The organism is Streptomyces sp. TLI_185 (genome assembly GCF_003814765.1).
Classification (GTDB): Bacteria; Actinomycetota; Actinomycetes; order Streptomycetales; family Streptomycetaceae; genus Streptomyces.
This window is the reverse complement of the sequence record NZ_RKRB01000001.1, coordinates 849464-862122: the sequence shown is the minus strand read 5'-3', so window position 1 is coordinate 862122 and position 12659 is coordinate 849464. Positions and strand designations below refer to the sequence as shown.

The 12659-nt window shown below is 72.1% G+C and carries 14 protein-coding genes; 11 read left to right on the top strand and 3 right to left on the bottom strand.

Translation table 11 applies throughout. The features are described from left to right. Positions 1-19: 19 nt before the first annotated feature. The 8 genes from EDD92_RS03955 (at position 20) to EDD92_RS03920 (ending at position 7096) form a co-directional block, all read left to right on the top strand. Positions 20-520 (top strand): helix-turn-helix domain-containing protein, encoded by a 501-nt coding sequence (locus EDD92_RS03955; protein WP_123963014.1) that lies wholly within the window; start codon positions 20-22, stop codon positions 518-520. 103 nt (positions 521-623) lie between these two features. Further along, positions 624-1133 carry an SRPBCC family protein gene (locus EDD92_RS03950; protein WP_123963013.1) on the top strand — a complete coding sequence of 170 codons (510 nt, stop codon included), beginning with the start codon at positions 624-626 and terminating at the stop codon, positions 1131-1133. After that, positions 1133-2191, top strand: a complete 1059-nt coding sequence (locus tag EDD92_RS03945) for an LLM class flavin-dependent oxidoreductase (RefSeq protein ID WP_123963012.1) — start codon at positions 1133-1135, stop codon at positions 2189-2191. The genes EDD92_RS03950 and EDD92_RS03945 overlap by 1 nt, the downstream gene beginning before the upstream one ends. A gap of 92 nt (positions 2192-2283) precedes the next feature. Next, on the top strand, positions 2284-3027 hold the full coding sequence (locus EDD92_RS03940) for an SgcJ/EcaC family oxidoreductase (protein WP_123963011.1): 744 nt from the start codon (positions 2284-2286) through the stop codon (positions 3025-3027). Further along, positions 3024-3302, top strand: coding sequence for a YciI family protein (locus tag EDD92_RS03935; RefSeq protein ID WP_099926486.1), 279 nt, complete (start codon positions 3024-3026; stop codon positions 3300-3302). Before EDD92_RS03940 ends, EDD92_RS03935 begins: the two co-directional genes overlap by 4 nt. Further along, on the top strand, positions 3299-4555 hold the full coding sequence (locus tag EDD92_RS03930; protein WP_123963010.1) for an RNA polymerase sigma factor: 1257 nt from the start codon (positions 3299-3301) through the stop codon (positions 4553-4555). Before EDD92_RS03935 ends, EDD92_RS03930 begins: the two co-directional genes overlap by 4 nt. A gap of 182 nt (positions 4556-4737) precedes the next feature. Next, positions 4738-6168, top strand: a complete 1431-nt coding sequence (locus EDD92_RS03925; protein WP_123963009.1) for an MFS transporter — start codon at positions 4738-4740, stop codon at positions 6166-6168. A gap of 322 nt (positions 6169-6490) precedes the next feature. Beyond that, entirely contained in the window at positions 6491-7096 is a 606-nt protein-coding gene (locus EDD92_RS03920) for a DUF1353 domain-containing protein (protein ID WP_123963008.1), read from the top strand. A 4-nt stretch (positions 7097-7100) separates the two neighbouring features. On the opposite strand, the gene EDD92_RS03915 is transcribed toward EDD92_RS03920, so the two are convergent. Further along, entirely contained in the window at positions 7101-7496 is a 396-nt protein-coding gene (locus EDD92_RS03915) for a nuclear transport factor 2 family protein (RefSeq protein ID WP_123963007.1), read from the bottom strand. A 95-nt stretch (positions 7497-7591) separates the two neighbouring features. On the opposite strand from EDD92_RS03915, the gene EDD92_RS03910 reads away from it, so the two are divergent. Beyond that, the gene (locus EDD92_RS03910; RefSeq protein ID WP_123963006.1) at positions 7592-8317 is read left to right on the top strand and encodes a class I SAM-dependent methyltransferase; all 726 of its coding nucleotides are present in this window, start codon (positions 7592-7594) and stop codon (positions 8315-8317) included. An 18-nt stretch (positions 8318-8335) separates the two neighbouring features. Here EDD92_RS03910 and EDD92_RS03905 read toward each other — a convergent pair whose 3' ends face one another. Beyond that, complete coding sequence (locus EDD92_RS03905; RefSeq protein WP_123963005.1) at positions 8336-10411, bottom strand: AAA family ATPase; 2076 nt, start codon at positions 10409-10411, stop codon at positions 8336-8338. 104 nt (positions 10412-10515) lie between these two features. Here EDD92_RS03905 and EDD92_RS03900 point away from each other — a divergent pair, with 104 nt between their 5' ends. Continuing rightward, positions 10516-11418 (top strand): MEDS domain-containing protein, encoded by a 903-nt coding sequence (locus tag EDD92_RS03900; RefSeq protein WP_123963004.1) that lies wholly within the window; start codon positions 10516-10518, stop codon positions 11416-11418. Positions 11419-11433: 15 nt separating this feature from the next. Next, positions 11434-11856: an ATP-binding protein gene (locus tag EDD92_RS03895; RefSeq protein WP_123963003.1), complete on the top strand. Its 423-nt coding sequence runs from the start codon at positions 11434-11436 to the stop codon at positions 11854-11856. Here the strand turns inward: EDD92_RS03895 and EDD92_RS03890 are convergent. Next, entirely contained in the window at positions 11834-12589 is a 756-nt protein-coding gene (locus tag EDD92_RS03890; RefSeq protein WP_123963002.1) for a GntR family transcriptional regulator, read from the bottom strand. The two genes, EDD92_RS03895 and EDD92_RS03890, sit on opposite strands and share 23 nt — an antisense overlap. Positions 12590-12659 lie beyond the last annotated feature (70 nt).

Sequence of the window (12659 nt, the reverse complement as noted above, 5' to 3'; positions counted from 1 at the left end):
GACTGGCTATCGTGAGGACATGAAACGGACGTCGTTCTCGAACTGGCCGTGCTCCATAGCCAGAACCATGGACCTGGTGGGTGACGCGTGGACACCCCTCGTGCTGCGCGAGGCCTTCTACGGGATCCGCCGTTTCGACGAGTTCCAGAAGGAGCTGGGCGTCGCCCGCAACACGCTGGCCGACCGGCTGCGCCTCCTCGTGGACGAAGGTCTGCTCGACAAGCGGCCGTACCAGGACGAACCCCTGCGCCACGACTACGTGTTGACTGAAAAGGGACGGGACTTCTTCGGCGTGCTCGCGGCGATGTCCCGGTGGGGCGACCGGTGGCTGGCGCAGGAGGCGGGCGCCCCGGTCGTCTTCCATCACGACCTGTGCGGCCACGACACGGAGGCCGAGGTGGTCTGCGCCGAGTGCCGGGAGCCCCTGCGGGCGGAGGACACCTCCATGCGGATGGGCCCCGGCTATCCCGAACGGCTTCGGCAACGGCCTGACATCCAGCGCCGGTTCGGCGCGGCCTGACGGCGCCGGCAGTGCCGGCGGCCCCCCGGTCACTCTTGACAGCCCAAGTTCTATAAAGCAACCCTGGTGGTCAGACCCCTTAATGGCGAGGAGGCTGACCGGTGTGAAGTGGACCGGCGCGCACTACACGGACAAACCCACCGTCGAGGTCCGGACCTGGATCGGTGCCCCGCCGGAGCGGGTGTGGGCGCTGGTCACCGACATCGGGCTGATGCCCAGCCTGAGCGACGAACTCCAGTCGGTCGAATGGCTCGACGGCGCCACCGGGCCGGTGGTCGGCGCCCGGTTCCTCGGCCGCAGCAAGCACCCCGCCTTCGGCGAGTGGTCCACCACCTCGTACGTCATCGAGTACGAGCCGGAGCGCGGCTTCGCCTGGGCCGTGCAGGATCCCGCGGAGCCCTCCGCGATCTGGCGCTTCCGGCTGCACCCGGGAGGCGGCGGCACCGAGCTCTCGCAGTGGATGCAGCTGGGACCCGGCCGCTCCGGTCTGTCCGTGGCGATCGACCGGATGCCGGAGAAGGAACAGAAGATCGTGTTCGTGCGGATGCGGGAGTTCGAGCACAACATGACCGTCACCCTCGAGCACATCAAGAAGCTGGCGGAGGCCCACTGATGCGTACCGCGACCACGATCGAGGCCTCCGCCGGTGAACACTGGTCGGGGCAGGCCGACTTCGTCGTCGAGGCCGAGAAGCTCGGCCTCGACATCTGCTGGGTGGCCGAGGCGTGGGGCTCGGACGCGCCCTCCGCCCTCGGGTACTACGCGGCCCGCACCGACCGGATGCTGCTGGGATCCGGCGTCATACAGGTGGGCACCCGCACCCCGGTGGCCGTCGCACAGACCGCGATCACACTGTCCAACCTCTCCGGCGGACGATTCCTGCTGGGCCTCGGGGCATCCGGCCCGCAGGTGATGGAAGGGCTGCACGGGGTCCCCTTCGCCCGGCCGCTGTCCCGTGTGCGGGAGACCGTGGAGATCGTGAGCCGGGTGCTCGACGGCAGCAAACTCTCCTATTCCGGAAGGGAGTTCACCATCCCGCTGCCCGGCGGCGACGCCGTCCCCATGCGCCTGTCGACGCGGGCCGAACACGACATCCCGCTCTACCTCGCCGCCCTGTCGCCGGCCATGCTGCGGCTGACCGGCGAGATCGCCGACGGCTGGCTCGGCACCAGCTTCGTACCCGAGGGTGCGGCGGGGGCGTACTTCGCACACCTCGACGAAGGTCTGGCCCTCGGCGGCCGCAGCCGCAGCGACCTGGACGTCTGCCAGGGCGCCGAGGTCGCCTTCGCCCCCGACGAGGAGGCACTCGGCGCGATGGTGACGGGCCGCAAGAAGGAACTGGCCTTCAGCCTCGGCGGCATGGGCTCGGCGTCGACCAACTTCTACAACCATGCCTACAGCCGCCAGGGCTGGGCGGCGGTGGCCGCCGAGGTGCGCGAGCGGTGGCAGGCGGGCGACCGGGACGGTGCCGCCGACCTGGTCAGCGACGAGATGGTGCTCGGTACGACACTGATCGGCACCGAGTCCATGGTCCGCGCACGACTGCGGGTGTGGCGGGAGGCGGGCGTGAACACCGTTCGTCTCTATCCCGCCGGGCAGACCCTGGACGACCGGCTCGCCACCCTGGGCCGGGCCATCGAACTCGTGCGGGAGCTCGACGGCCCTGAGTGAGCCCGTCCAGGGATGGTTCACCCGGGCTGTCGATTGCGGCGGCCCCCGTTCGTCGGTGGGGTGTAGGAAGCTCATGACGACCGGGAGGACCCATGAAGTACATGCTGCTCGTCTGCGGCGACGACACCGCCGACGCCTCGGGCATGGCACCCGTCGAACCCTGGGTGGAAGAGCTCGGCGACCGCAGCGTTCGGCTGCACGGCCACCGGCTGGCACTGCCCTCGGAGGCGGTCACCGTGCGGGTGCGCGGCGGTGAGGTGCTGCGCACCGACGGCCCGTTCGCGGAGACCAAGGAGTACGTCGCCGGATTCGACGTCCTCGAGTGCGACAGCCTGGAGGAGGCCGTCGAGGCCGCCGCCAAGCACCCGGTGGCCACCATCGGGGCCATGGAGGTACGCCCCTTCTGGCCGATGTGGGACGAGGAGGACGAGGAAACGTCGGTCCGTCGGCTCGACGCGGAGCTGACCGAGGCGGCCCGCGAGCGCGACGTGGAGCGGATGCTGGCCTGCTACGCACCGGACGTCGAGATCTTCCACCTTGCCGACGGCGGACAGCGGCAGGGCCTCGACGCCTTCCGCAAGGCGGTGGAGGACGAGTTCGCCACCGTCACCGGCCCCGTGACCCGCGAGGTCCTGGAGTTGCGGATCCACGTCGACGAGAGCATCGCGTTCGCCCACGCCCTCGTGCGGACGCGGGCCACCCGCACGGACGGCACCCACCTGGACGACGTGCTGCGCGTGACCACCGGCTACCGCAACGCAGGCCTGCGCTGGCTGATCACCCACGAGCACGTCTCGCCCGCCCCGGACGCCTACCCGGCGAAGGACAGGCCGTGAAGTACGTGCTGTTCGTCTGCGCCCCCGCGGACGAGGAGGAGCCCGCCCCCACACGGGTCACGGCCCGCCTTCGTCCGCCCGCCGATGCCACCACCGTGCGCGTCGCGGGCGACGAAGTCCTCCTCGGCGACGGGCCGTTCGCCCGCACCGAGGAGTACATCGCGGGCGTGGACCTCGTGGAGGCCGACGACCTCGACGAGGCCATCGCCCTCGCCGCCAAGCACTCCGCCGCCCTCGGCGGCGGCACCGTCGAGGTGAGGCCGGTCCGGGAATGAACGTGCCCGATGTCGAGGAGGCCGTCGCCGCCGCCTTCCACGAGGAGTGGGGCCAGGTCGTCGCCACCCTGATCCGGGTGACCGGCGACTGGGACCTCGCCGAGGAATGCGCGCAGGACGCCTTCGCTCAGGCCCTGGACCGGTGGCGGCGTGACGGAGTGCCGCGCCGCCCCGGGGCCTGGCTGACCACGACCGCCCGCCACCGCGCCCTCGACGTGCTGCGCCGGGAGGCGGTGGGGGCGGCGAAACTGCGGGAGGCGGCAGTGCTGGCGCGCGACGAGGGACCGTACGACCCGGACTACGACGGCGACGACAGCGGCGTCCAGGACGACCGGCTGCGGCTGATCTTCACGTGCTGTCATCCGGCGCTGGCCATCGAGGCGCGAGTCGCCCTGACCCTGCGCACCCTCGCGGGACTGACCACACCTGAGATCGCCCGCGCCTTCCTGGTCCCCGAGGCGACCATGGCGCAGCGCCTGGTGCGCGCCAAGAAGAAGATCCGCAACGCCGGCATCCCCTACCGGGTGCCGCCCGCGCACCTCCTGCCCGAACGCACCACGGGCGTACTCGGCGTGCTCTACCTGCTGTTCAACGAGGGGTACGCGGCCACGACCGGCGCCGACCTCGTCCGTACCAACCTGTGCGCCGAGGCCATCCGCCTCGCGCGCGTGCTGGCCCGCCTGATGCCCGACGAGCCCGAGACTCTGGGCCTGCTCGCCCTCCTGCTGCTGCACGACGCCCGCAGACACACGCGCGTGGACGCTGCCGGCGAGCTGGTGACCCTGGAGGACCAGGACCGCAGCGCCTGGGACCGCGCCGAGATCGACGAGGGCGCCGCCCTGCTGGAGACGGCACTGCGCCGCGGCAGCCCCGGCCCGTACCAGATCCAGGCCGCCATCGCCGCCTGCCACACCACCGCCGCCACGGCCGAGGACACCGACTGGGCCGATATCGCGGGCCTGTACGGCGAGTTGGCCCGCTTCGTGCCCTCCGCCGTGGTCCGCCTCAACCGGGCCGTGGCCGTCGGCATGTCCGAGGGCCCCGACGCGGGCCTCGCCCTGGTCACCGAACTGGAAGACGAAGGCGACCTGGACGGCTACCACCTGCTGCCCGCCACCCGCGCCGACCTGCTGCGCCGCAGCGGACGCAGGACGGAGGCCGCTGAGGCGTACGAGCGGGCGCTGGAACTCGTGGAGAACGACGCCGAGCGGAGGTTTCTGGAGAAGCGGCTCGCGGAGTGTCGATCCGCGTAGGGGCCGTTCGTCGGTGGGGTGAAAGCATCCTTACGACACTGGAGAACCCCGATGACGGCTCACCGGCATCCGCGCCGCACCACCAGGCTTCGCAAGGCACTCGCAGCGCTGCTGCGCAAACCCAGGACGCCCGGGGGCACACCGGACGTGTGGCTGGCCGGCCTCCGCCTGGGAGGCTGACCATGCCCGCCACCGACGCCCGCCGCTGGTATGCCCTCGCCCTGCTCTGTGTCGCCGGGTTCATGGTCATCCTCGATGCGCAGATCGTCCTCCTCGCCCTGCCATCGATCGCCGAGGGGCTCGACCTGTCGGCGGACGGCGCCCAGTGGGTGATGAGCGCCTACCTGCTCACCTTCGGCGGGCTGCTGCTCCTCGGGGGCCGCACCGCCGACCTGCTGGGCCGCCGCCGCGTGTTCATGACCGGAACGCTCCTGTTCGGGCTGTCCTCGCTGCTGTGCGGATGCGCCTGGAGTGCCGGAGTGCTGATTGCGGCACGCGCCGTCCAGGGCGTGTCGGCCGCCGTCATGGCGCCCAGCGCGCTCTCCCTCCTGGTGGACACCTTCGAGGAGGGCCACGACCGCAACAAGGCGCTCGCAATCTGGTCCGGCAGCGGCGGCTTCGGTGCCACCGCCGCCCTGCTGATCGGCGGACCCCTCACCGACGTCCTCGGCTGGGAATGGGTCTTCTTCCTCAACGTTCCGGTCGCACTGCTCCTGCTGGCCCTCAGCCCCCTCCTGCTGCGCGAGAGCCGTACCGGGACCCGCTCCCGCGCATACGACCCTGCCGGCGCACTCACCGCCACCGCCGCGCTCGTCGCCTGCGTGTACGCCGTCGTCGAGGCGCCCCGCGCCGGATGGCTGTCGGTGCGCACGACGGGCCTGCTGGCCGCGGCCGTGCTGCTCGCCGCGCTCTTCATCCGTGTCGAGGCCCGGTCCACGGCGCCCCTCGTCCCCCTGCGCCTGCTGCGTGCGCGCACGGTCAGCGGCGGCAACCTGGTCGTCTTCCTGCTCGGCGCCGCCGCCTTCGGGATGTCGTACACGCTGTCCCAGTACGGGCAGGGTGTCCTCGGCTATTCGCCGCTGCAGTTCGGTCTCGCCAACGTGGTGATGCCGGCCGGCGCCGTCGTCGGCTCCTACGCCGGCCAGGCCCTGGTGACCCGTATCGGCTCCCGCCCGGTCGCCGTCGGCGGACTCGCCCTGGTCGGCGCCGGCAGCCTGCTGCTGACCGGCGTTCCGGTGCACGGGGGCTTCGTCCGTGACCTGCTGCCCGGGCTGCTGCTCTTCGGGCCGGGCCTCGGTGCCTGCGCGGTGGCCGGTTCCATCGCCGCCCTGACCGGCGTGGGGGAGCGGGAATCCGGGGTTGCCGCCGGCATCAACACCGCGGCCTTCCAGATCGGCGGCGCCTTCGGGGTCGCCGTCGTCACCTCCGTCGCCGTTTCCTGGACCGATGGCCCGGAGCACCTCGTCGCCCTGACCAGGGGCTACCGCACCGCGTTCTCCGCCTGCGCGGCACTCGCGGCGACGGGGCTGGCGTGCGCCCTGGTCCTCCTGCACCGAGCGCGAGAGCAGTCGACGAAGGACCGGGCGCTCGTGGAGCACCGAGTGCGCACGTAATGGTAGTGCCGGAAGGGCAGGGACATGGTCCTGACCTTCGAGAGGAACCTCGTATCTAACCGCACTCAACCTCGCCTCCGACGCCGCCGTGAGGGTGCCGCGCGGAAGTCGGTGAAGATGAGGGTCGACGGCACCGAGACGGCCGTCAGCCTCCGGCAAGACGTACACGGGGGCGATCACCCTGGCCGTCGCCTGCCTCGACGGACCGGCCGGGGCCCGGTCGCCTCGGGTGCCCGCCGCTCCGGTCGGCACGCGGTGCTTGCCGTGGTGGATTTGCGGCTATATCTCCGGTGCGGGACTCGATCCGAGGAAGGCGGGCAGCATGGATCGCACGGATCCCTTCACCGGCGATGTGGTGGTCAAGGCGACGGTGGCCGGAAAGCGATGGGAGCTCCGGCAGGAGTTCTGCTACAACAACCCGGAGCATCTCGAACACGGGGGAAAGACCGACCGCATTACGGTCGCCGCCCACCTCGACACCGACTTCGCGTCGGTGCCGCGTGCCTTCGTCTGGCTGTTTCCGCGCTACGGGGTGTACACCCGCTCGGCCATCCTGCACGACTCCCTGTGCACGGACGAGTCGGTGCAGCGAGCGGAAGCCGACAGGATCTTCCGCGTCTCGATGAGGGAACTCGACGTGGCAGTCGTCCGCCGGTGGGTGATGTGGGCCGGGGTCCGTGCGGGTGGCATGTGGAAGGTCGTGCGAGCAGGTGGAATGTGGCGGGCGGTCCGCTCGCCTGCGGTCTTGAAGAGGGTCGCGGGATGGCTCCTGGTCGCCGTACCGGCCGCGGTGTTCCTGGCCGTCCCGGCCGTCGTGATCAGTGTCTGGCTCGTCCTGTTCTGGCTGATCGAGAAGTTCCTCTACCTGCTGCTGAAGGCCTTCAGGAAGGAACCGAACCACCCCAAGCTGCTCTTCAAGACGAGCTGAGCCGTCAGGACCGCGCCTGCGCCTCCTTCGCGATCCGGTCGAACTGTGCGCCCATGGCCGCTGCCAAAGCCTGCGCGGCGGACAGCGGGCGCACCATGACGGTCAGTTCGTCGATCAGGCCCTCCTCGTCGACATGGATGAAGTCGCAGCCGCTCAGCTCGCGGTCGCCCACCCGTGCCGCGAACACCAGCGCGTGGTCGCGGCCGTCGGCCCCGGCGAGCTCGCGCTCGTAGCGGAAGTCCTCGAAGACCTGCGAGACCGCGCGCAGGATCGCCGCGGTGATCGCCTTGCCCGGGTAGGGCTTGAACACCACCGGGCTGGTGAAGACGACGTCCTCCGCCAGCAGTGCCTCGACGGCGTCCATGTCGCCTGCCTCGACCGCCTCGCGGAACGCACGCATCCGATCACCTCATAGTGAATTAGTTGAGTAGGTGCCGATGAGAATAATCAGCCATGGAGGGCGTGTCCAGCGACGGTTCCCCTAAGCTGACGCTGATGTTCAGCCCCGAAGGTCCCAGTCTGCGCGAGCTCGCCGTCCAGGCGCTCTCGTCCGTCGAGCACGGCTACGACCTGCTCGCCCCGAAGTTCGACCACACCCCCTTCCGGACCCCCGACGCGGTGCTCGACGCCGTCGCCTCGGCGTTGGCGCGGACGGGGTCCTTCGACGCGGGGCTCGACCTGTGCTGCGGCACCGGTGCGGGAGTCGACGTGCTGGCCCGGGTGTGCCGGCGGAGCGTCACGGGGGTCGACTTCAGCGCGGGCATGCTCGGCATGGCCCGGCAGGGCGTACGGCCGGCCGGGCCGACCGTCTCCTGGGTGCGGGGGGATGCCCGCGCGCTCCCGTTCGCTCCCGGCGCCTTCGACCTGGTGGTGAGCTTCGGGGCGTTCGGGCACTTCGTGCTGGGGGAACTGCCGGGGCTGTTCGCCCAGGTCCACTCCGTGCTGCGTCGCGGCGGCCGCTTCGCCTTCCCCGTCCTGGCCCCGCCGAGGCCCACCTCCCCGGCGTACTGGACGCTGCTCGGCTTCGACACCGTCATGCGGGTGCGCAACGCCCTGTGGCGGCCGCCGTTCGTCATGTACTACCGGGCCTTCCGGCTCGGGGACGTGCGACGGGAGCTGGAGTGGGCCGGGTTCCGGGTGGGCCTTCAGGAGCTGCCGGAGTTCGGGCGGCGCGGCGACGGCAGCCCGCGCGTGCGGATGGTCACGGCCGTGCGGTCCTGACCGAGGCGAGGAGAGCGGTCACAGGCCGGAGACGTCGGCCACGCCGCCCAGCGCCAGTGCGATCGCCGCGTCCGGCCCCAACTCCCGCCCCTCGCGCACCGCTTCGGTGAACCGGGCGTCCCCCAGCGAGGCGCGCAGACGGCGCTCGAACTCGCGGTGGAAGACCGTGCGGTCGGGCCTGCCGAGCTGCGGCAGGCCCGCCGCGTGCCACAGGCGCCTGCTGATGCCCAGCAGGCGGGCGGCGAGCTCCTCCTCGCCCCGCGAGGCCTGCGCCACCACCAGAAGGTCGGCGACCGCCGCGGCGCCGATCCGGTCGTGCACCCGCCACTTGGCGGCCAGTGCCTCGCGCGCCGAGAGCACCGCCTCGTCCGGGTGTCCGAGACCGATCCCGGCGAGCGAGACGAAGAAGTCGCCCCAGGCCCGCATCCACAGCTCCCCGCGCTTGGCGCACTCGGCACGCAGCCGCTCCGCGACCGCCGCGCACCGCTCGAAGGCGGCCTGGCCGGCCAGCAGATACGCCTGCACGGCGAGCGTCAGCAGCTGGAAGAACTCGGCGCCCCCGTCCCCGGCAGGCGCCTGCCGGGCACTTCCGTACAGCACCGCCGACCGCGCCGACTCCCCCCGCACGGCCAGGCTCGCCCCGGTCAACGGCAGCGCGGGCACCGGCAGTCGACGCTCCTCGGCCAGCCACACATAGGCGGCGCTCACCGACTCGGCAGCCTCCAGGTCGTCCGGGACGACGGTGACCAGCCGGTGCGCCCACACCGCCAGGGTGTGCTCGGGCCCGCCACCCTCGGGGGAGTGGCGCAACGCCCGCTCCAGATAGGTGCGGCCCTCCTCGGCGAACCCGCAGGCGAACCAGAAGAACCAGAGCGTGCCGGTGAGTTCCAGCGCCGTCTCGGGCTCGGGCGCTGTCAGGCACTCCTCGATCGCCAGACGCAGGTTGGCGTGGTCCGCGGTCAGCCGTTCCGCCCACATCCGCTGGCCGGGCCCGAGCCACTCCGCCTCGCCCTGGCGGGCGATCCAGCGGAAGTAGTCCCGGTGGCGGCGGCGCACCGCCTCCGCCTCGCCCAGCCCGGTCAGCCATTCGGCGCCGAACGAGCGGACCGTGTCCAGCATCCGGTAGCGCACCGCCGCCCCCTCGCCGTCCCGGGTGACGATGGACTTCTCGGTGAGCGAGGCGAGCAGGGCGAGGATCTCCTCGGCGTCCAGGGGGCCGCCGTGGCACACGAATTCGGCCGCCTCCGCGTCCCAGCCGCCCGCGAACACCGAGAGCCGGGCCCAGAGCAGCCGTTCCAGCGGCGTGCACAGCTCATGGCTCCAGCCGATCGCGGTGCGCAGTGTCTGGTGCCGGGCAAGACGTGGCCGGGCGGGCGAGACGAGCAGGTCGAAGCGGGAGTCCAGGCCCTCCAGGAGCCGGTGCAGCGGGAAGCCGCGCAACCGTACGGCGGCCAGCTCCAGCGCCAGCGGGATCCCGTCGAGGCGGGCGCAGACCGCGGCCACATGCGCCCGGTTGGCGTCGGTGAGCGCGAACGACGGCACGGCGGCCGCCGCCCGGGCCGTGAACAGCGCCACCGCGTCGTCGGCTTCCCCGAGCGGCAGCGGCGCCACCGTCAGCAGATGCTCGCCCGGCACGCCCAGCGGCTGCCGGCTGGTGGCCAGAATGCGCAACTCCGGAACGCTCGCGAGCAGTTCCTGCGCGACCCGCGCGCACTCGTCGAGGACGTGCTCACAGGTGTCCAGCACGAGCAGCACGGGCGCCCCCGCGAGGTGTTCGCAGATCGCCTGCAGCAGTGGCCGCAGTGTCTGCTCGGTCAGCCGGGTCGCCTGCGCCACGGTGTTCGTCAGCAGATCCGGATCACTGAGCTCCGACAGCTCCACCAGCCATGTCCCGCCCGGGAAGCCGGCCTTCGCGGCGTGTGCGGCCCGCAGCGCCAGCCGGGACTTGCCCACACCTCCCGGCCCCGTCAGCGTCACCAGCCGCTCGGTCCCCAACAGCCCCGCGATCTGGGCGAGTTCGAGCCGACGGCCGACGAACGTGTTCGCCTCGGCGGGAAGGTTGCCGATCCTGCCGCCCTGCACAGAGGCCGCCATCGTCCCCCCTCACCCGGAACCGATGGCGGACACGATAACCCCTCACGGCAGGACTGCTTCCGGCGTAGCGTGGAAGCGGTCCGTCCACCGAGGGAGGTAGGGGGATGGCCGTCACACCCACCCTGAAAACCGTGGGGCAGATGCGCCAGGGCGACCACCTGTTCCTCGGCTACGACACGGACGAGGAGCGCGAGACCGTCCTCGTCGCCTTCCTGCTGGACGGCCTGGCCAGCGGGCAGCGCGGACTCCTGCTGCCGCCCGCCGACATCCCGGCCGGCGTAGCCCTGTCCTTCCTGGAGGCGCACGGCTGCCGGGTCGACGAGGAGCTCGCGGCCGGCCGACTGTGCGTCGACCCGCACCTCGCGGACGCCGAGGGACTGTGGGACCTGGACGAGGTGATCCGCCGTGAAACCCGCCGCGCCGTCGGCGACGGCTACCTCGGTCTGCGTGTGTGCACGGAGATCCTGCGCTCCCAGGCCGGCAAGGAACTCAAGACACTGCACGACAGCGAGCTGCTGCTCGACCCCGTCTTCTCCTCGCTGCCGGTCCTCGGCATCTGCCAGTACGACCGCCGCAACTTCGACGAGACGGAACTCGCCCCGCTCGCCGGGCTGCACCACGGCCGGGTCGGCGCCGACGACGTGTGGCGCGACGACCTCCTCACCATCACCCGCACCTTCGCACCCCCCGGCCTCGCCCTCGCCGGAGAGGTCGACGACACCAACGTCACGGCCGTTGCCCGCGCCCTGCGCGCCGAGACGGCCCGCGCCCGGGCACGCGCCGCGGACGGCGCCCGCACCCATCTCGACCTGCACGAGCTGCGTTTCATCGACGTCGGAGCGCTGCGCCTGCTGGTGTTCACGGCGCTCGGCCTGTACGCGGCGGGCGGCACCCTCGAACTGTCCGGCGTCGCCCCGCACGTCCGGCGGGTGATGCGGGTGACCGGCTGGGACCGGGTCCCGGGACTGCACATCGAGCCGGAAGGACAGGAAGGAGAAGGACCGTGACGGCCCGGCCCCCTCCTGCCCGCCGCCGCAGCCGGCATCCCCTTCGCCCGCGGCCGCACCGCCGCCGTTCGGCGCGCCCTCGCCGCGTACACCGGCCGCCTGGGCCTGACCGAGCAGCGGACGTACGACCTGGTGACGGCGGTGCACGAGACCGTCGTCAACGCCGTCAGCTACGGCGGCGGACACGGCGTGGTGCGGCTGCACAGCGACGGCGACCATGTGATCTGCGAGGTCTGCGACGGCGCTGCGCGCACCGCGCCGCCCCGCCCGCCCTTCCCCGGTCATCTGCCGCCCGAGCCGGCCGCCGTGAGCGGGCCCGGCATGTGGCTGGTACGGCAGTTGAGCGACCTGGTCGTCGACGGCCTCGATTCCTCGGGCTCTGTCGTACGGCTGTACTTCCGGCGTCCGGGGATGGTCATCCCGCGGCGGGCAGCGTGAACTCATAGACCAGGGCGTCCGGTTGGGCGTCCACCACCAGGTCGGTGATCTCCAGCGGCCGCGCGTACTGGTCGTGCACGCGCCGTCTGACCCGCACCGAGGGTGCGTCCGCCAGTGGGGTGATGGAGTCCCGATGGTGCAGGGTCAGGCCCGCCCTGCGCATCCAGTCGTAGGCGCGGCGCAGCTGGGCCGAGGCGGCGCCGTCGGCGCGGTCGCGGTAGCGGGCCAGCTCTTCGACCTCGGAGAGGGCCACGGCGGAGAACGAGGTCACGGCCGTGCGGCGCCCGCCTCCGTCGGCGCCGGCCGACTCGTAGCGGTGCACGAGCGTCTGCCGGTGCGGGGCGAGCCCCAGGGCCTCGGCATGCTCGGGCGGGGGAGTCTCCCAGGTGACCGTGGTCCGGTCGACGGCGTACGCGTCCGTGCTCCGGGCGCCGACCGGGAAGGTCAGCGAGGACGCCGTCTCCACCGGCAGGCCGGGCAGCGTGGCGTGGCTGCCCCGCCGGTCGGTGGCGACCAGACCGTCCCGGCGCAGCACCTCCAGCGCCTGCCGGACGGTCTCCCTGCTGACACCGAAGTGCCCGGCCAGCTGCCGTTCGCCCGGCAGCCGTTCACCGGGCGGGACCGTGCCGTCGCGCAGCTCGCCGAGCAGCCGTGTCGCGACGCGCCAGTACAGCGGATCCCCTCCGTGTTCGCTTTCGGGCAGGGGAAGGTCGTGCGGGGTGGTGCGGGCCATGCCGCGCCTCCTGTTGGTGACGGAACGTAGCCGTGCGGGCTCATTGCGCCACCAGATCTAGCATTGGTCT

What these genes read in the sequence shown, in the direction of transcription:
- EDD92_RS03955 (WP_123963014.1), top strand. Translation starts at nt 20, where the DNA reads ATGAAACGGACGTCGTTCTCGAACTGGCCGTGCTCCATAGCCAGAACC.
- EDD92_RS03945 (WP_123963012.1), top strand. Translation starts at nt 1,133, where the DNA reads ATGCGTACCGCGACCACGATCGAGGCCTCCGCCGGTGAACACTGGTCG.
- EDD92_RS03940 (WP_123963011.1), top strand. Translation starts at nt 2,284, where the DNA reads ATGAAGTACATGCTGCTCGTCTGCGGCGACGACACCGCCGACGCCTCG.
- EDD92_RS03930 (WP_123963010.1), top strand. Translation starts at nt 3,299, where the DNA reads ATGAACGTGCCCGATGTCGAGGAGGCCGTCGCCGCCGCCTTCCACGAG.
- EDD92_RS03925 (WP_123963009.1), top strand. Translation starts at nt 4,738, where the DNA reads ATGCCCGCCACCGACGCCCGCCGCTGGTATGCCCTCGCCCTGCTCTGT.
- EDD92_RS03920 (WP_123963008.1), top strand. Translation starts at nt 6,491, where the DNA reads ATGGATCGCACGGATCCCTTCACCGGCGATGTGGTGGTCAAGGCGACG.
- EDD92_RS03915 (WP_123963007.1), bottom strand. Translation starts at nt 7,496, where the DNA reads ATGCGTGCGTTCCGCGAGGCGGTCGAGGCAGGCGACATGGACGCCGTC.
- EDD92_RS03910 (WP_123963006.1), top strand. Translation starts at nt 7,592, where the DNA reads ATGTTCAGCCCCGAAGGTCCCAGTCTGCGCGAGCTCGCCGTCCAGGCG.
- EDD92_RS03905 (WP_123963005.1), bottom strand. Translation starts at nt 10,411, where the DNA reads ATGGCGGCCTCTGTGCAGGGCGGCAGGATCGGCAACCTTCCCGCCGAG.
- EDD92_RS03900 (WP_123963004.1), top strand. Translation starts at nt 10,516, where the DNA reads ATGGCCGTCACACCCACCCTGAAAACCGTGGGGCAGATGCGCCAGGGC.
- EDD92_RS03890 (WP_123963002.1), bottom strand. Translation starts at nt 12,589, where the DNA reads ATGGCCCGCACCACCCCGCACGACCTTCCCCTGCCCGAAAGCGAACAC.